Annotated in this window: 15 protein-coding genes and 1 other RNA gene; 6 read left to right on the top strand and 10 right to left on the bottom strand. The window is 33.9% G+C overall.

Translation table 11 applies throughout. The features are described from left to right. Nucleotides 1–921 carry a CPBP family intramembrane glutamic endopeptidase gene (locus ACXX8U_RS07640; protein WP_458565335.1) on the bottom strand — a complete coding sequence of 307 codons (921 nt, stop codon included), beginning with the start codon at nt 919–921 and terminating at the stop codon, nt 1–3. A 103-nt stretch (nt 922–1,024) separates the two neighbouring features. Here ACXX8U_RS07640 and ACXX8U_RS07635 point away from each other — a divergent pair, with 103 nt between their 5' ends. Both ACXX8U_RS07635 and ACXX8U_RS07630 read left to right on the top strand, forming a co-directional pair. Then, nucleotides 1,025–1,372 (top strand): ArsC/Spx/MgsR family protein, encoded by a 348-nt coding sequence (locus ACXX8U_RS07635; RefSeq protein WP_458565334.1) that lies wholly within the window; start codon nt 1,025–1,027, stop codon nt 1,370–1,372. Between the two features lie 95 nt (nt 1,373–1,467). Next, nucleotides 1,468–3,924 (top strand): TonB-dependent receptor, encoded by a 2,457-nt coding sequence (locus ACXX8U_RS07630; protein WP_458565333.1) that lies wholly within the window; start codon nt 1,468–1,470, stop codon nt 3,922–3,924. Between the two features lie 110 nt (nt 3,925–4,034). On the opposite strand, the gene ACXX8U_RS07625 is transcribed toward ACXX8U_RS07630, so the two are convergent. Continuing rightward, entirely contained in the window at nt 4,035–4,205 is a 171-nt protein-coding gene (locus tag ACXX8U_RS07625; RefSeq protein WP_166133677.1) for a hypothetical protein, read from the bottom strand. 217 nt (nt 4,206–4,422) lie between these two features. On the opposite strand from ACXX8U_RS07625, the gene fumC reads away from it, so the two are divergent. Next, nucleotides 4,423–5,820: a class II fumarate hydratase gene (gene fumC / locus ACXX8U_RS07620; RefSeq protein WP_458565332.1), complete on the top strand. Its 1,398-nt coding sequence runs from the start codon at nt 4,423–4,425 to the stop codon at nt 5,818–5,820. A 49-nt stretch (nt 5,821–5,869) separates the two neighbouring features. On the opposite strand, the gene ACXX8U_RS07615 is transcribed toward fumC, so the two are convergent. Both ACXX8U_RS07615 and ACXX8U_RS07610 read right to left on the bottom strand, forming a co-directional pair. After that, entirely contained in the window at nt 5,870–6,898 is a 1,029-nt protein-coding gene (locus ACXX8U_RS07615; RefSeq protein WP_458565331.1) for an LLM class flavin-dependent oxidoreductase, read from the bottom strand. A gap of 199 nt (nt 6,899–7,097) precedes the next feature. Then, complete coding sequence (locus ACXX8U_RS07610) at nt 7,098–8,300, bottom strand: NAD(P)-dependent oxidoreductase (RefSeq protein WP_458565330.1); 1,203 nt, start codon at nt 8,298–8,300, stop codon at nt 7,098–7,100. Between the two features lie 246 nt (nt 8,301–8,546). Here ACXX8U_RS07610 and ACXX8U_RS07605 point away from each other — a divergent pair, with 246 nt between their 5' ends. Both ACXX8U_RS07605 and ssrA read left to right on the top strand, forming a co-directional pair. After that, on the top strand, nt 8,547–9,746 hold the full coding sequence (locus ACXX8U_RS07605) for a serine hydrolase domain-containing protein (RefSeq protein WP_458565329.1): 1,200 nt from the start codon (nt 8,547–8,549) through the stop codon (nt 9,744–9,746). A gap of 76 nt (nt 9,747–9,822) precedes the next feature. Then, nucleotides 9,823–10,219, top strand: a transfer-messenger RNA (tmRNA) gene (gene ssrA / locus ACXX8U_RS07600). 79 nt (nt 10,220–10,298) lie between these two features. On the opposite strand, the gene ACXX8U_RS07595 is transcribed toward ssrA, so the two are convergent. Continuing rightward, nucleotides 10,299–10,766 (bottom strand): thermonuclease family protein, encoded by a 468-nt coding sequence (locus tag ACXX8U_RS07595; protein WP_458565328.1) that lies wholly within the window; start codon nt 10,764–10,766, stop codon nt 10,299–10,301. A gap of 106 nt (nt 10,767–10,872) precedes the next feature. On the opposite strand from ACXX8U_RS07595, the gene ACXX8U_RS07590 reads away from it, so the two are divergent. Further along, complete coding sequence (locus ACXX8U_RS07590; protein WP_458565327.1) at nt 10,873–11,676, top strand: hypothetical protein; 804 nt, start codon at nt 10,873–10,875, stop codon at nt 11,674–11,676. A 156-nt stretch (nt 11,677–11,832) separates the two neighbouring features. Here the strand turns inward: ACXX8U_RS07590 and ACXX8U_RS07585 are convergent, their stop codons facing one another. From ACXX8U_RS07585 to ACXX8U_RS07565, 5 genes are all read right to left on the bottom strand, one after another. Continuing rightward, nucleotides 11,833–12,255, bottom strand: coding sequence for a DUF6943 family protein (locus ACXX8U_RS07585; protein ID WP_458565326.1), 423 nt, complete (start codon nt 12,253–12,255; stop codon nt 11,833–11,835). A gap of 1,011 nt (nt 12,256–13,266) precedes the next feature. Next, nucleotides 13,267–13,911 carry an NYN domain-containing protein gene (locus ACXX8U_RS07580; RefSeq protein ID WP_458565325.1) on the bottom strand — a complete coding sequence of 215 codons (645 nt, stop codon included), beginning with the start codon at nt 13,909–13,911 and terminating at the stop codon, nt 13,267–13,269. 695 nt (nt 13,912–14,606) lie between these two features. Then, complete coding sequence (locus ACXX8U_RS07575; protein WP_458565324.1) at nt 14,607–15,482, bottom strand: Abi family protein; 876 nt, start codon at nt 15,480–15,482, stop codon at nt 14,607–14,609. A gap of 25 nt (nt 15,483–15,507) precedes the next feature. Continuing rightward, a complete protein-coding gene (locus tag ACXX8U_RS07570; protein ID WP_458565323.1) occupies nt 15,508–16,182 on the bottom strand; it encodes a M48 family metallopeptidase in 675 nt (224 codons plus the stop codon). A gap of 1 nt (nt 16,183) precedes the next feature. Next, entirely contained in the window at nt 16,184–19,384 is a 3,201-nt protein-coding gene (locus tag ACXX8U_RS07565; protein ID WP_458565322.1) for a type I restriction endonuclease subunit R, read from the bottom strand. Between the last annotated feature and the right edge of the window lie 10 nt (nt 19,385–19,394).

The raw sequence follows: 19,394 nt of genomic DNA, 5'->3' as shown, positions 1-19,394 counted from the left end.
TTAGTCATTTAAAATTTTCCCTGTTAATTTTTCTTTCCAATTGGTCCATTGGTATTTTTTACCAAAAACAAATAATAGTATAGGATAGATAATCAGAATAGGTAAAATCACATCAAAGCCAGCAGAAGGATCTGAGATATCTTTAAAAATGGAATTGGTTTTAAAAGCTGACCAGTCAGAGGTTACTAATAACGCGCCGATGAGGTTGTTGGCCGCATGAAATCCCAAAGCCAGTTCCATACCTTCATCCATTATGGTGATGAACCCCAAGAATAATCCGGTACCAATGTAGTATACCATGATAATCGGCCCCATTTGCGTTACTTCTGGATTAAACCAATGCATGCCACCAAATATTAGAGAGGTGAGCAGCAGCGGAAACCACTTATTTTTTGATAAAGTAGCAAAGCCTTGCATTAAATAACCTCTAAAAATATACTCTTCGGTGCTGGTTTGAATAGGAATTAGTAGCGCGCCAATAATTACCAAAAAGGCAAACGGTAGAGGATTAAAATTCCATTTAAAATCTTCTGGATATAAAAAATAAGAGATAACTGTGGTGATAATGGTAATCGAAGCCCAAACTGTAAATGAAAAGGCAACACGTTTCCAATCTACTTTTTTGCGCGAAGTGGTAACGGATAAAAACGATTGATTGTGATAAAAACGAACCAATAAGTAAAGCGCTGCTAGCACAAGGGCGAAAGGAATTAAAAGAAAAAATAACGTTGTATTCGAATCGAAATAATGCATCATTCCTTTTTCAGAAGTTGGAAAAGGAAGGTTGTTTGACTGCGAGTCAATAAAAAGCGCACCTACAAATAACAGTTGTCCAATAAACGATACAATTATCAATATCAGCGATCCCAGCATGTAGCCCCAAAATGAATTTTTATTTTGTATTCCTTGTTCGATGTACATACAATTAAGTTTAATTATTTCTTAAATAAGTTTAACAAATGCTACTTTTGTTACAATAAATAATCAGAATTTTTCTAATAGTTATCTAAAAAAATTATTTCTCATGATAAAAGTTTTTCATAATGCCCGTTGCGGTAAGTCTAGAACATGTTTGGCTGCATTGACTGCTAACAATATCGATTTTGAAGTGGTTAATTATTTACAAGAAGCGCCAACTTTTCAAGAATTAGAAGCACTCCTTTTAAAGCTAAACTACAAACCGATTGATTTGATTCGACAAAAAGAGCAAATTTGGATAGAGAATTACAAAGGAACTGAAATGACTGATGAAGCGATTATTCAAGCAATGGTGCAGTATCCTATTTTAATTGAACGTCCGATTGTAATTGACGGTAACAAAGCTATTGTGGGTCGAGATGAAAAATTGCTTCAAGATTTTTTAACAATTTAAGTACGTATTTTTTTATTAACATTTTTTTGTGATTCTCCTTATTAAACCATTAATCGGTTTAGTCATCTAAAAAAGCGTAACCAAAGTTTTAAAAAATGAAAAAAATCAAATCCGTTTTAATTCTTGTTCTTGTTTTTACATCGCTCTTCACTTTTGCACAACCGGGCGCTGCAGGATCAAAAATTAAAATATCAGGTAAGGTTGTCGAAAAAGTAAGCAAGCAGCCATTAGAGTACGCAACTATTACCTTTATGCTACCCAATGATTTAAAGCCAGTAGCTGGCGGAATCACCAATGCAACAGGTCAGTTTGACATTGAGGTTAAACCAGGAGTGTATGATATAAAAATTGAATTTATATCCTTTAAATCCAATGACATCAAACAGAAAGCTTTGCAAAAAAGTACTAATCTTGGAGTTATTAGCCTTGATGAAGATGCCAATCAGTTGAATGAAGTAGTAGTTAGAGCTGAAAAAACAACAGTAGATATCAAGCTAGATAAAAAAGTATACAGTGTAGGAAATGACCTTATGGTAAAAGGAGGTACTGTGAGTGATGTACTTGATAATATCCCATCAGTATCTGTAGATGTAGAAGGAAATGTAAGTTTGCGCGGAAACGAAAATGTACGTGTTTTAATTGACGGACGACCATCAAATGCGATCAATATCGCTGAGGCGCTACGTTTAATTCCTGCTGATGCAATCGAAAAAGTTGAGGTAATTACTAACCCATCTGCACGTTATGATGCTGAAGGTGGAGGAGGATTATTAAACATTATTTTGAAAAAAGGAAAAAATCAAGGATTGAACGGAACTGTAATTGCTTCTGTAGGTGATCCTGCTAATTATGGTTTAAGTGGTACTTTAAATTATAAGTCTAAAAACTTTAACCTTTTTACTACACAAGGATACAACGATCGTAACAATCCAGGAAATGCGTTTACCAATACAGATTACTTAAACGATGCTAATCAAATCACAGGTTCTGTTAATGAATCTCGTACTAATGAAAGGTTAAGTAAAGGGTACAATGGAAATTTTGGTGTAGAATGGTTTTTGAACGAAAGTACTTCTTGGACAAATTCATTTAATTACAGAAAAAGTAACGGAGACAATACAGATAATGTTTTCCAAGATTATTTTAAAGCAGATGGTTCTTTTGACTACCGTAGAAATCGTATAAATTTAGAGGGAAGTGGTAATGAGAGTGTAGAATTTAATACCAATTACATCAAAAAATTTAAAAAGGACGGTCATAAGTTAACCATTGATGGTTCTTTCTCTACCAGTAATGAATTGAACGATGCTTTTATAACTGATACTGATACACGAACAAACGAAGTAACATTCGATACTACTTTAAATGATCAGAAACAAAGTAGAAACTTAATTCAAACAGATTACGTATTGCCTGTTGGTGAATCAAGTCAATTTGAGGCAGGATATCGTGGAGATTTTTTAGAAACCATTACCGATTTTAATGTACAAAATAGCGGCGTAGTAAAACCAGAATTTACTAACATATTGCAATACAAAGAAAAAGTAAATGCTTTGTATACGCAGTACGGAACGAAATTCAATAAGTTTTCAGTATTACTAGGATTACGTTTTGAAGATTCAAACATCGACGTAAACCAATTAGGAACAAATGATTTTAATACCAAAAAGTACAATAACTTTTTCCCAAGTGCTTTTTTAACCTACGAGCTATCAGATAAAAGTAGTGCATCTGTGAGCTACAGCCGACGTGTACAAAGGCCAAGAGGTCGACTTCTGAATCCATTTAACAATTTATCAAGTAACATTAACATCTTTGTAGGAAATCCAGATTTAAATCCTGCGTTTACGGATGCACTTGATTTTGGATACATCAAACGTTGGGAAAAATTGACTTTTAATACCTCATTGTATTTAAACAAAACAACTGATTCTTTTCAATTTGCACGAAGAGACTCAGGTGATATTGTAAATGGAATTCCTGTTATTATTAGTACTCCTTTTAACTTGGGTATTGAATATCGCGCTGGGTTTGAGTTTACGCTGAATTATTCCCCTTATAAATGGTGGAAATTGAATGGAAACTTTAACTTTTTCAGAAACGAAACGCAAGGATCATCTACATATACTGATTTTAACGGTGATGAAGTGGTGCAAGATTTTAATAACATAGCAACTTCATGGTTTACCAGAATTACATCAAAAATTACTTTACCTTATAAAATTGACTGGCAGACTAACGCTACTTACAACGGGCCTCAAGACAATGCCCAAGGCAGAAGTTTAGGTGTTTTTGCAGCTAACTTAGCATTTAGTAAAGATATTTTGAAAGATAAAGGGACGCTGTCATTTAACGTTAGTGACGTGTTTAATTCTAGAAAAAGATTAATGGAAACATTTATTCCAGGACGTTTAACTTCATACAGCGAAATGCAGTGGAGAGTACGTCAAATAAACTTATCATTCACGTACCGTTTTAACAAACCGAAAAACGAACGCGAGAAGCCAGAACGTAAAATGCAAGGTGATGGCGAAGGCGATTACCAAGGATAAAATAAAAAGGACTCATGAAAATGGGTCCTTTTTTTTATTCTTTTAAATCAGATTGAAACCAAAAAAAAAGGACAACCAATTGGATGTCCTTTTTTATAGTAACAAAAAGCTTATGCTGATTGTTCTTGCTTCTTTTTTGCTCTTTTCTCTTTGAAAGCTTCCCAACTAGCTCCGCCAACCCAATAGGATACGAAACCAACTAGAAAAAACATTAACCAAAAACCTATAGTTAGTATGGTCAAGAAAAGTAAAAAGCCTAAATACTGTGAAAATTCAAACATGTTTTCCGGAATTTTGAATGTTGCTACAAATGTAAGTTTAATTCTTTGTGATAACAATAATTTTTGATAAAAACTGATGACAATTTTTAAGCTTCCAATAAATAGCGTAACTTACTTTCTTGGAAAATTAAAACAACTTGTATTTGTTTTTAAAATACTGAATTGATGAGGTTTATTGCTTTTTTAGATTCCCTAACGCAACTAAAAAATAATTGAAATGAAGTACCGAATTGAAATAGATACTATGGGCGAGGTAAAAGTACCTCATAATAAATATTGGGGTGCCCAAACGGAACGCTCGAAGAACAACTTTAAAATTGGACCGACTGCCTCAATGCCCATTGAAATTATTGAGGGATTTGCCTATTTGAAAAAGGCGGCGGCGTATGCCAATTTCGACTTGGGTGTTTTATCAGAAGTTAAAAAAGAGGCTATCAGTGTCGTTTGCGATGAAATTTTAGCAGGTAGTTTAGCTGACCAATTTCCTCTCGTGATTTGGCAAACAGGCTCTGGAACGCAAAGTAATATGAATGTCAACGAAGTAATAGCCAATCGAGCGCAAGTATTGGCGGGGTTACAAATTGGTATAGATGAACCATTTGTTAAAGCGAATGATGATGTGAATAAATCGCAATCGTCAAATGATACTTTTCCCACGGCAATGCACATAGCAGCTTATAAAATGGTGGTTGAGAAAACAATTCCTGCGGTGCAGCAACTTCGAGATACTTTGCACAATAAAGCCATTGCGTTTCGGGATATTGTCAAAATAGGTCGCACACACTTAATGGATGCAACACCGCTTACTTTAGGACAAGAACTTTCAGGTTATGTAGCACAATTAAATTTTGGAATTCGAGCCTTAGAAAATACATTGGATCATCTCTCTCAAATAGCTTTAGGAGGTACCGCTGTAGGAACAGGTTTGAATGCGCCTGATGGTTACGATATAAAGGTTGCTAATTATATCGCACAATTTACCTGTCATCCCTTTGTTACAGCGACAAATAAGTTCGAAGCTTTGGCTGCACACGATGCGCTGGTAGAAACCCATGGCGCACTAAAACAATTGGCGGTTTCTCTAAATAAAATTGCAAACGATATCAGAATGTTAGCATCAGGACCGCGATCTGGTATTGGAGAATTATTTATTCCAGAGAATGAGCCCGGTTCCTCAATTATGCCAGGAAAAGTGAATCCTACGCAATGCGAAGCTTTAACAATGGTGTGCGCTCAGGTTTTAGGTAATGATGTGGCTATAGCAATAGGAGGCATGCAGGGTCATTACGAGTTGAATGTTTTTAAACCCATGATTGCTGCTAATTTTTTACAGTCAGCGCGATTGTTAGCCGATGCTTGTGTGTCATTTGATGTGCATTGCGCGCAAGGAATAGAACCTAACTACCAAAGGATTGCTGAGTTGGTTAACAATTCGTTGATGTTGGTAACTGCTTTGAATACTAAAATTGGGTATTATAAATCGGCAGAAATAGCACAGTTGGCTCATAAAAATGGAACTACTCTTAAGGAAGAAGCTGTTCGATTGGGATATGTCACCGCGGAAGAATTTGACCAATGGGTTCGACCAGAAGAAATGGTGGGTAAATTAAAATAGTCTGCTTGATAAGATTTTGTTTGGTAAAAGAATAAAAAAATCTTGTACGCTACAGTACAAGATTTTCTTTTTTTGAAGTAACGATAGATTCCGCCACTGTTTTCATGAGGTGCATACTTTTTATTTTGGCATCAAAATCATAAATGGGACTCGTAATCATGAGCTCATCTATTTGTGTATATTTTACAAATTGTTGCAGCTCTCGAGCAATTTTCTCAGTACTTCCTATAAAAGAGCAGGCTGTCATTTGATCTACATGAAATTTTTCTACTTCGCTCATTAGATCATTGATATCTTCAACGGGCGGTTGCAAGGGTTTGCGGTCATTCCGAATTAAGTTCAAAAACATTTGCGTTAAACTTGTGGCAAGTTTCGCAGCTTCTTCGTCTGTATCTGCAGCTACGGCATTAACACAAGCTATTATTTTGGGTTTTTGCAAATATGCTGAAGGTTCAAAATTATCTCGGTAATACTGAAAAGCTTGATGCATTAGTTTTGGAGCAAAATGTCCTGCAAATGCGTACGGAAGTCCTTTAGATGCTGCCAATGCGGCGCTGTCTAAACTAGAACCTAAAATCCAAATGGGTACAGAAACTCCTTCTGCAGGAAACGCTCGCACTTTTGCGGAAGCATTATTGACGTTAAAAAAGTCTTGCAAAGCCGTCACGTTTTCTGGGAAACGTTGCGATTGTTCTACAAAATCTTTACGGATGGCTTGAGCTGTTAAACCATCGGTACCAGGTGCTCTCCCTAATCCTAAATCAATACGATTGGGGTACAAAGTGGCTAATGTTCCAAATTGTTCAGCAACAATTAGCGGCGCGTGGTTGGGTAACATGATTCCGCCAGAGCCTACGCGAATGTTTTGCGTTTGCGAAGCTATATGACCTATTAAAACTACGGTTGCTGAACTGGCTACGTGTGCCATATTGTGGTGTTCGGCTAGCCAAAAGCGCTTGTATCCTAGCTTATCGGCTGTTTGAGCAAGTAGTTTAGTTCTTTCTAAAGTTGTAGTAGCGTTGCTATCCTCGGCGATAATTGCCAATTCTAAAATCGAAATAGGAAGGGATGCTGACATTGTATTTTTTTTACAAAATTAAGCAATACTTCCCTTTGCAAGTCTTTCAGGATTGTTAATTGAATGGTAATTGTCACAATACCGATATGAAAAAAAATAACCTGTAACCAAAGGCTACAGGCTAATAAGTATGAATTTTAGCATCGATTTTATCTCGAAGCGTATTAATGTTGATTTACTAAAATACGCAACAATTTGCTTATTGACCGTCTACATAATCTTGCAAGTAGCTAAATCTCTCCGTTAATTTACCGTTTTTAGTAATTTGTGCACGTTGTAAAATACCGTCTTTATCTCCATCAAAAAAAGCAGGAATCACATGTTCTAGGAACATTTGCCCAAATCCTTCGCTAGCATCTTTAGGTAACTCACAAGGCAAATTATCAACTGCCATGACCACTATCGCACCCGGATGAAAAACATCAACCTCTTTGTTTTCTAAAGGCAAGTAACCGTACAAAGGTTCTGCTATTGTTGAGGCACGTAAAGTACAAGCAATTGGACCGTTGACATCGCAAGAAACATCCGCTACAATTTTGAGCTTACAATCTTTTGAATTCAACATTTCTTGTGTCAAAATCATTGGAGCTTCATTGGCATGAAAATGTCCTGAAATATAAACATCAGAAACAGTGGTAAATAGTTCAAAATTAGTTTCGTATTCCGTTGGGTTTTGGTAAAAATCATAATGATCCAAAACTTGACCGTCTTTTCGTTTGTTGTAATCTAAAACATCAATTTGAGTGTAAACGGCTTGAGTGTAATTTTTAGTTAAATAATTTTCTACGGTTACCGATTTGATTTTCATGGCATCGAGTATTTCTTTAGCGCCACTGCCTACTTTTCCGCTACCGGTAATGACAAATTTAATAGGAGGTAAAATCACACGCTTTAATTGTGCAATCAGCGCTTCTTTTCCTGAAAGGGTTTCTGCTTTTGGTAATTTAAACAATTCAAATTTGATTCCAAACGCACGAATTCCGTTGTACGCACCAACCATTCCAGCATAGCGTCCAAAACCAATCAGTCGTTGGTTTTTAGCATTTACAATGGTTTCGTGGTCAAACAATGAAATGTTTTCTTTCAGTATGGTTTGTAGCAAATTTCTATTGTAAGGCTGTTTTTTTATTGTATGCGAAAAAAAGAAATACGATTTATTAGGAATTAGTGCTTCAAAAGGAACTTCTTTTACTCCCAACAAAACATCGCATGTACTGAGATCAGTACCAACTTCAATTCCGACTTGAGTATAAGCTTCGTCCGTAAAAATGCGACAATCTGAACTTTCAACAAGAATTTCTATACTAGGATATTGATTTTTTAATTGTACTAATGCCTCTGGAGAAAAAACCACTCTACGATCTGCTGGTTTTTTTCTTTCTTTTATGATTCCAAACTTCATTTTATAAGTTTTTTCTAAATTATAATATAACTTTAATAGTGCTATTTGTTACAAATATAACAAATACCATTTCTCTTTTAATTTTTTTTCGAAAAATTCGATAGTTTTTATTCAAGTATGCACTGACGTACAATTTAGTAGCATTCAAAAAGCCTTTTACTACTGATAAAATACTGTTAAGGTTTAAAAAAAAGAAGGAGCAAAAACAGACTGATTCTATATATTTGTCTTTCTAGTTATACCACAATGAATTTTATTAAAAACGCAAATATACTACATATATCACTCCTTTTTTTGATTTTTGGATCTTGTGCCAAAGAGAAAGTAAAGGTAGAATTACGAGACGATCAATTGCCAAAAAACAGGTTGCCAATTATGAAGCCTTTAGCAACAGTTGAGCCAAAACTGACGGCATCATATATTAACGTGAAGCAGGCTGAAATCGATTCTTTTTACCAAAAAAACTGGCCCAACCAAACTGCAAATGGAAGTTTTTTGGTAGCCAAAAATGGTCAAATCATTTATGAAAAATACGAAGGTTTCTCCAATTTTAGAGATGAAACAGTCATTACAGCAAATACTCCTTTGCATATTGCATCAGTAAGCAAGGTGTTAACGGCCACTGCAGTTTTAAAATTGGTTAACGCCAAAAGGTTGAGTTTAGATCAAAAAGTAAATACCATTTTAAAGTCTTTTCCTTATCCAGAAGTAACTGTGCGTACCTTGTTGAATCACCGAAGCGGATTGCGTAACTATGCTTATTTTACCGATCGTGATAAATCGGTTTGGGATAGACGTAATACTTTGACTAATACAGATATTTTGACCATTATGGCAACTAAGGATATTGGTCTAGAGTTTGCAACTGATACTCGTTTTGCGTACTGTAATACCAATTATGCAATGTTAGCGCTAATCATAGAAAATATTACAAAATTGTCTTATGAAGAGGCTATGAAAAAGATTGTTTTTGAGCCCCTAGGCTTGAAAAACACTTATGTTTTTGATTACGAACGCGATAAAGACTCTGCTGTCACTTCGTATAAAGGCAATAAAGTAGAAATAGGCAAAGATTATCTTGATGCAGTGTACGGAGACAAAAATATTTACTCCACGCCACGAGATTTATTGAAATTTGATCGTGCTAGGAGCAGTGCTCAGTTTTTGTCGAAAGACCTAAATAAACAAGTGTACCAGCCGTATAGCAACGAACGTAAGGGAACTAAAAATTACGGACTTGGTATCCGAATGATTAACTGGGAGACTGGGCAAAATTTTTATTTTCATAATGGTTGGTGGCACGGGAACACTTCGTCTTACATTACTTTGACTAAGGAAGGCGTGACTATAATCGCACTTTCAAATAAGTTTACACGTAAAACGTATGATGTTAGAAAACTGGCGACTTTATTCGGAGATTATCCTTTTAAATTTCAGGACGAATAAATAAAAAGGCACTATTTTTGAAATAGTACATTATAAAAAAGTGTACATTTGCACTCTCAAAAAAAATGAGAAAATTGGGGTCGACTGGTTTTGACAGCAAGTCGAATTGATAAGTAAGCACGTCGAGCATTGAGACCTTGCTCGTAAATATAAGATCTTACACTTTTACACGGCGAAAATAACTACGCTTTAGCTGCATAATCCGAATTATAGTACGATTACGCCACGTCTCTACAAGGTAGGGAAGCTGGATTCTCCTTGAAAGCCTTGGTTTGTGGCGTTCAGTACAGGGGAACCGTAAAAATAAACCTAGATTTCCATGAGCTTCGGGTGGATTTCGACATTAAGAAGATAAGTAGGGTGTGGTTGTTTCTGGCCGAGCACACTATCGAAAATTCAATCAGGAAATAAGCGCGTAGAAAGCTTTTTAGTTGCTTGTTTGGACCCGGGTTCGATTCCCGGCGACTCCACTTTAAAAACCTGTTAATATCTTGATTTATAGATATTTACAGGTTTTTTATTTTATCTTTTCCCAACATCTTCCCGACAATTTTAGAATTTTTCAATTATTGAGTACAATCCTTTTTTAGCAATTCTAGCCTCTAAATTCCACTCTTGATACATTGGCAGCATTTCACAAAAAACATTGCTGTACGGCTTTGCAAATCCTTCCTTGATCATAATTTCGTTTAAGACTCTACCATCATTTAAAATTAAATAACCTAAACTTCTTCCGTATTTGTCTTTTAGATTATTAGTTTCTTGTACTAATGTACATTTTTCGCCAATCGAAACGATATCTTTCAAAAATTCGAAAGACATAAATCCAAGTTTAATTAAAAAAGCAGCAGGAACATGAAGTTCTTTTTCATCTTTTTTAATTTTATTGCAGTAGTTCATTTCAGGTGCATCGATACCATATAATCGTACTTCAAACTCCTTTTTACTAAAATAATCTTCTACAATTAGTCCATCCCCATCTACAAATTTTTTCACTTTCAGAATAATATTTCTTGTCATGGTTTTTTTAGCGTTACAAAGCGTTAAAATGCTTTATTTAAGTTAATGATTATCAATGTATTATATATTAATTTAGTAAATATAAACATTTAAAATACATATTCAAATGGCAAAACAAAAAGGACACATTAAGTATGTCGGAACATTAGGAGAAGTACGTCACTTCAAAATTAAAGGAAACGAAGGTTTCTTTGCAGGTCTAAAAGGAGGACCTACTGGGGAACAAGTAAAAACTGCACCAGGTTTCGTCCGTACTCGTGAAAATATGAGTGAATTTGCAGCTTGCGCAAATGCGGGTAAATCATTAAGAGTTGGTTTATCTTCATTAATGAAACAAATGTCGGATAGTCAACTTACAGGAAGACTAACCGCAATCATGAAAAAAATAAATATTGAAGATGGTTCTGAAGCCAGAGGGCAAAGAGCTGTTTTGGTATCGCAGCAACCTCAATATTTGAAAGGATTAGACTTTAATCGTAATATTTCATTAAACGGTATTTTTAAAGCTCCTTTTACACTTTCGGCTACACAAGATAGAAATGAAAGTACTTTGAGTGTTCCTGAATTCAATCCTCTTAGTTTTTTAACTGTTCCTTCTGGAGCTAGTCATTTTAGAATTATTAATGCTTTGTCTGTCGTTTCAGATACTGTTTTTAATCCAATCTCTGGAGCGTATGAGCCAGCGGAACCAACATTAAATGAACTGTCAAACATTGCCTATTCTGATTATACACCTGTAAACGCTATAACTTCACTAATTGAAGTAACAGCAACGTTACCAAATGCACCGGTAATTACAAATAATGTAGCAGTAATTGGAAGTATAGGAATAGAATTTTATCAAATGGTAGGATCAAATTATTATTTGTTCAATGCTGGTAACGCATTAAAAATCCACGATACTTTCTAAAACAAAACCATCAGTTCTGCAACACTGCAAAGTTTGCAAAATATGCCCTTTCAGCGAGAGGGCATTTTTTATTTGCATTCATTTGTCCATAATGTGGACTTACATGTGAAATATGGTGCAAATAACTACCAAATAAAGAGCAAGAAAACCCGAATACTATCTATTATAAAAACCATGTAAAATAGTGCTCCTTAATTCATTAATCAAAGTCAAATTCTTTTGAAAATGCTGCGCTTGTTGTTCCAATATTTTCAAAGCTTTAATTCGTTTTTGATGCTGCTGAAAATTTAAAGTCGTTTCATAAACTTTGATATTAAAACTTTTCTTAAATTCTGTCAAACGTAAAAAAGGAATAACCGAACCACAAAGAGACTGATGCCAAAATTTAGCTTTCCAAAGGCTGTATGCTAGCCAATAAACCGTTTCGGCATCTTCTTCGCTTTGAAGAATAATTACAAAACTATTTGTAAAAGGCTCTTTCTGTGGCTTTCCGCTATTTAATCCTTTGCTTAGAATGTAAATTTGATTTCCAGCATGAACAATATCCTTTCTGTGGGTTTTAACGATAAATTTTAGCATAGTATCGGATTTAAAGTGATGCTGTCGCTACGCTCCGCACCATATCATTTTTAAAAGAAAAAAAAAGAAAAAAAAGAAAGTCATCTTGTAAGTGGAGGTTTCAAAAGGAGTCAAGTTTTTTTGAAAAAATACTACCCAAGGCATCAACGGATGGAATGGTAGCAAAACGAAAGTGAGTATGTTGCGATACGATAAGGGTGGAGATTTTTTCAAAAACCCGTAGGGCTTGAACTTTACTTTTTGAAACCGAAACTTTACTTTACTTTCTTTTTATTATTTTTTTATAGGATATTTTTCTGTTGAGGAGTATCTAAGAAATACGTTCTACCGAAGGAGGCAATCAAACACCCCCAAGCACCGCAAGAAGCAAAAAAAAGTGGTCTCGCCTTTTTTTTGGCGAGAAGGAACTTTTTTTGCGGATGAGGAGCGCAGTGGCGGGGTTGCGGCAATCGAACAGCTACCATAGATGCGGGAATTGAGCGAAGGAACGTAGCGAAATGTAGCAGGTATGAGCGTGAACGGCGGGGAAATAATTAATACTCCCGCCTTTTTTTGGCGGGGAACCTTGATTTAGGGCAAAGTGCTAACGGAGCCAACCCCGATAGCTGTGCGAAGGAGCAACCGCTGAAAAAACTGAGGGCGGCAGACATAATATGGCTGGAATGTAGTGAAACGTAGCCTGCGGAGTGTAGCGAAATGAAGCGGTATTATGGATGCATAAGCCCGACCGAACGCAGGAAGAGACCGTGTGAAGATGAGGAACGAAACAGTGCTAAAAAATAGCTGCTGTTTTTTAAGCTGCTATTTTTGTAGTGCTGTAAAGTGACTGTGAAATGGAGGGAAACCTTACTGTTGAATAGAATAATGAATTGCCTATTTACCGAAAATGGACTTACAAAAATTTAAGGTTGACCGACTGAAACAGCCGAACGGAACAAAGGGAACGACCGTAGAGAGACCGCTTGATTGCTTTACGTTCTAGTGAAGATATTTAATAAATTTTTAAAATAATTAAACTGTCCATTCTACTGGAACTCTATATGTTTTACCGTTAACTTCCAAAATATTATCTAATATTGATTTATTCCATCTTTGCTTATATCGATCCATTGATATGCAAGGGAAACCTAAACTTGCAATTGAATTAGTATATTTTGCGGGCGGAAATAAAACCATTAATTCAATTTCTTTGTAAAAGTTTTTAATTAATTTTAATGGAGGTAAAAAATCACTATCCCCTGAAACTAAAATAATTTTATTACAATCAGAATTGTGACTATCTTCAACCATTTTTATGGCAAGACTAACATCGGTTTGTTTTTCTTCCCAATGCATAAATTCTTTTGCACAACCATCGTCAGCACGACATTTCATCGTTTTATCTTGATATTTACCGTAATGAAGCTTTAACTTATCACCATTTATTGCTTTGTTACAATTCATCAAATTATTTTGACGGGCTGTTTTACCCATATTTTTAGGTCTGGCAGTAAAATAATGGACGGTACCAATTATTTCATCTTCTTTGAGGTACTGCTCAAATAATTTCACCAAATCAATCCAATAAAATTTTCTCCAGTCTCTTTTCATTTTGGCCATATCCTTAAGGCCATAATAAAAATTGAATCCATCAACGTAAATATTTACTTTCTTCATCAATATTAATTTTTTAAAATAAAAAAAGCCTCTATTAAGAGGCTTGGCTAGAGTGATAGAACACTGTAGGTTGCGTTACCAATACATTGAATGGTGGTACAAAAGTAACATATTTAATTAATATTCCTATATATTTTAAAGAAACATGATAATATGAGTGTCAATAAATAAAATTAAAAGTAAAACAGTACAATATGCAGCTCATTGATAATACGCTCACAGTGGATAATAAAATTATTCTTCAATAGCAATTTTACCTGCAGTATTTTAACCTAGTTTCGTTAAATTAAGCGTTGGAAGAATTAATGTAGGAACACCAAAAATAGCTGTTAATGATACTTTGTATGCTCTGATATATGAGAAAACAATTGCAGATGAATTAGCTGTAAACAAACCGTCTTGCAATGCTACTAAACTTATTGCGCTATTATAGCTAAATATTGATTTAGAAACTATAAGGTATGTTTGATTTTTCCTTCGCTTTGATTACTTGTGTTATTGGAACGAGATTTATGGTAAAAAAGTTTTTTAATTTTGGTTGTATTTATGCAGATGATAGAGGTAGTATTAATAAAATAAAAAAGCTCAGTTGTTAAACTGAGCTGAATGTTTTTTTATAGTGCACCAAATAAGCCATTGTTAAGAGAGGCACTTTATAATGCAAAGATATAAACTTTTTACTAATGCAACACGTTTTAATCTAAATATTTTATTCTATCATTAATGACTTGTAACAAAACAGGATCTTGTTTTCTTTTATCAAAGAATAGTTTTATATCCTGTTGAAAATCAATATATCTATTTGATGAAATTGTTTCAATAAAAAAGCCAATTACTTTAATAGAGGTATCTAATGAATTTCTATCTCCTTTATTGTAATTTATTTGAGGAATTGAACTTACACTTTGTGGTAAAGAATAATCAAACAGAACCCCGCTATGAGCACAAATATTCCTTATTAGTCTTACGGTATTCAAAAGTTTAAAAAACTTGTTTAAATCTTTTATACCGTATTTTTCGGAAATTATCTGCTTTACTGATTGGTCTTGTATATTACTAAAAATAGTTATGATTGCGCCAAAAGTTAGGTATTCAAAAACTTTCCAACAAGGGGCAAAATCATCCTCTGGATTATTGATGTGATGATTTTTTACTGTTAGGTTATCTTGCTTAAATTTATCTGTATAAATATTGTTTTTGAATGTTATGACACTTTCAGCATCCATTATTGAATCATCAACATACCATCTTGAATTATCTTTATATTTCATTGATACGTAATAAATAAGCTTTGTTCTAAAGTTTATTTCAATGCGGTTAATGTATTTTAAAAGAAGGTATTTTAAATCAATGTCAAGGTAATAAAGGTTTATAATATCTGATATTTTTATATCCTTTGAAAACTTATTTGCTTTTGCGTCAAAATAATAATAGCAATAAAAACCTAATCTGTAATATCCTATATCAAGAAGCATTTCTTTGAGTTTTGCTTCTTCATAACAAGATAGATCTAATTCACGCTCTTTGAATTTCGCTATTTGGTTAGTAATACTGTGAACTACATTTCCCATATTTTTAATTTTGTAAATTATTCATTTAAAAATCTACTTCCAATAAATGGCCATTTACTTTAAGCCAATTTTTTGCTTTTTGATAATTAGGAACTTGAATTGATAAAATATTCCAAAAAGTAGGTGTATGATTTTCTTCTAGAAGATGTACTAATTCGTGAGCTACTAGATATTCTAAAACGTACATCGGTGCTTTTATTATTCGCCAATTGAAAATGATATTGTTGTTTGGTGTGCAAGAACCCCAACGGTATTTCATTTGTGATGTTTTAAATTCATTGAACTTAACACCTAAATTTGTTGCATACATTTTAGCTAATGGTTCAATTTTACTTAATGCTTGTTTCATATACCAAGCTTTAAATAATTTGTTAGCTGCTTCTTGATTTTCTCTTGAAATTCTGAAACGTTGATTAAATTCAATTCCTTCAATTGATTCATCAACTACTAATAATTGATAGTTTCTACCTAAATACAGTAGCGTTTCCCCTGAAATAAACTCTTTTGGTTTTGTATCAACTGGGTATTTTTGAGTATGATTAATTTTTTCTTTTAACCATTGTCTTTTTGATTGAACTATTTCTTCAATCTTTTCTAATGATAAATTTAGCGGAGCACGGACAATAATTTTCCTATCACGTTCAACTGTAATGTTGAGTGTTTTTCTTTTACTAAATTTTATTTCGTACTCTAACTGCATATTATTCTGCTATCATTTTAAAATGATTGGTTTTTGAAAGCTCCATAATCCTTGATATTAACTCTTTGTATTTGAGCTTAATATTTGGCAGTTTGTTGAACTCCACAGATAATAACATTTTTTGTATTTCGGCTTTTAGTTTTAATTGTGCAGGTGTGCTATCCCAAAACCCTGTCAGTTTTATTTCTGTAACTACAAGATAAAAGATGTGTTGTGTTAGATTTACATTCTGTGCAATTTCGTCTTCGCTTAATGCTCTGTTATCGAATAATTCAGCCTTGAAAATACGGAATAAAGGCATTTGTTTTTTACGGTCTAAACCATAGGTTTCCTCTTTTTCTCTATTCTTTATTTTCTCACGAAGTTTTTCTAATTCTTCATAGATTGCTTTCCAATTACCTTTAAAGTTTTCCAAAATCTTTTCTAATGCTTCGGAGAACGATGCAAATAATTCAGGGTCTTCATCTAAATTAATATCGATGTAATGGCGGATTGCGTGTTCTACTTCGGCAGCTTTTGTTTTGGTTCTCGTTTTAGTGTTTACATTTTTTTGAAAATCATCTGCCATAATTGAAATTGGTGCAATAGTTTGTTCAATTCCTTTTGATTTCAAAAACTCGTCTGCTATTCCTCTTAACTTTGGAGGAATACCTTTCATACTGAAACGATTATCTCTAAAATGCTTGTTTGCTAAAGCATTAATTTCTGTAAATGATTTCCAATCTGTAAAAAAGTCTAATGCTTCTTTTCGTGGCAAAACATTATTAAAGCAAGTCGTTAAAGTATTATAACGCTTAATATATTCAAAACGAATATCTTCATCGTAAAACACATCAAAGAAAGCATCTATATCTGTTAAATCATCTAAACCTTGATTTATAAGATAATCCCAAATGTCGCCGTGTGCTTTTATAAGCTCATTTAATTCGGTTTCATCATCTGAAATACATTCGATAAATTCCTGTAATTCTTTTTCAGCATAGGTATTTAATGCTCTTTTTAAATGATGTCCAACACCAACATAATCAACAATAAAACCTTTGTCTTTTCCTTCTGGTCCAATTCTGTTTACCCTTGCAATTGTCTGTAATAAATTATGAGCAACAATCACTCTATCCAAGTACATTACTTGTTCTATGGGGGCATCAAAACCAGTAAGTAACATATTGTTTACGATAATAATACCTACATTACCGTTTACTGATTTATCTTCTTCATCTGTTTTTCCGAATGGCAGTTTGAAACGTTTGATGCTTTTTTTATGGTATTCTCCATTTGTAAAAGCTTTTATATGAAGTTTATCGTTATGGTCTCCGGAAATAACTACTGCCGTTTCCAATTGTTTTAACACCTCAATATTTACTAACATCGGATTTGATATTTCCAATTCGGCTATTTTTGTTTTTAAAGCATCATCTAATGCTACTTTATATCGTACACAGGCCTCACGAGAATTACCAACAATTTGTGCTTTAAAACCTCCTGAAAAGATATGTTCCACATAATGATTGATCATGTGGGTAGCCTTATCTTTAATAGTTTCAATAGCATCTAAATAGGCATCACGAGAACCAAATCCTAAAATTTGCAATCGCTCTTTTAATGTATATTCACTGAAAACATCTTCAAACTTTTTATCCATTCCTGATTTGTTAGGAATTTCGGCATTGTGGGTTAATCCTTCATAAACAATTTCTAATGTTACACCATCATCAATAGCTTGACGCATTGTGTATTTATCGATGTAATCTTTGTATTTCTTTTCTGTTTTTCCTGTTGGTGTACCTGTGAAGCCTATTGATGTTGCATTAGGTAGCGCTTTGTCTAAATTTGCAGCTAATAATGAATATTGAGAACGGTGCGCCTCATCTGTCATTACTAAAATATTAGCGCTTGGATTCAATTCTGGAAAAATTTGTAAACCGCTTAAATCTCCGTTTTCTTGAAACTTATGTATCATTGCCATCACCAAGTCGGAATTATCAGTTGCTAATAATTCTTTTAAACTTTGTCCGTTTGGTTGGGCTTTTGGATTAATGAAATTTGCTGTTTTGATAGTAAAACCAATACTTCCGCCTGTTTCTGATAATTGTTCTTCTAATTGGGTTCTATCAGTTACAAAAACAATTTTCCAAGAAAGTAGTTCAGGTTTTAAACGCATTTCGCGCACCATAAACATCATCGTTAATGATTTCCCTGAACCTTGTGTATGCCAAATAATACCGCCGCGCTCTAAAGGATTTTTTCCTTCAATTAAACGCTTGTTAGCTATTTTTACTGATCTGAATTGCTGATAGCGACCAACGACTTTTATTTTCCTTCCCTTATCGTCTATTTGAAAAACTGTGAATACTTGAATGATGTCTAATAGGTTCCTTAAATCAAGCATACCAGCAACTAATCGTTGTTGGTCGTTTGGTGAAGATTTTCCGTGAACTAGATCATTTAATGATTTAGGATATGGATCTGTCCAGCGATAGAAATGTTTCTCGATGTTAGTTGTAATAGTTCCAAATTTTGCTTCTAAACTACAAGTTGTAATTATAAATTGATTGTAAAAAAATAATTCTTTGTTTCCTTCTCTGCTATCACCGCGTTGCTCTGAATAACGTAATAATTGGTCGATGGCTTCTGGAATAGGTTCTTTTACTTTTGATGATTTTGCTTCAACTACAACTATTGGTAAACCATTTATAAACAAAACTATATCAGGAATAATATTGTGGTCTGTGCCTGGAATGTTAACTTTGAATTGAGATATTGCTGTAAAAATATTGTTTTCTATATTTTCAAAATCAATGTAACGAACTGTTGGGCTTAACTCTCCTGTTATTTCATTTTTAGAAACGGTTGTGTTTTCTAACAATAAATCTAATACTTTTTGATTGCTTTCGATTAAGCTGTTTTTTTCAAACGTAGTTATTTTGCGAACTACATCATCAATTTGTGGCTCGGTTAAAAATGGATTTATTGTTTTTAGAGATTGACGCAATTTGGGTTGTAAAACAACTTCTGAAAATGAAGTACGATAACTTTGTTGAGGAGTTTGTTGTAACGCTAATTCTAACACTTCGTTGTTGCCTGATGCCCAACCTAAATGTATTAGCTGCTCCAAAAAAGGTTTTTCTACGTGTGAATACTCGTCTAGTTTTAGACTTGAACCCAAATTACCTCTGTATTTGTTATCGTTAGTGACTATCATTGGATGCGTT

The sequence above is a fragment of the Flavobacterium sp. GNP001 genome (assembly GCF_054343775.1).
The sequence above is the reverse complement of the archived record's forward strand: the minus strand, read 5'-3'. Positions and strand labels throughout refer to the sequence as shown.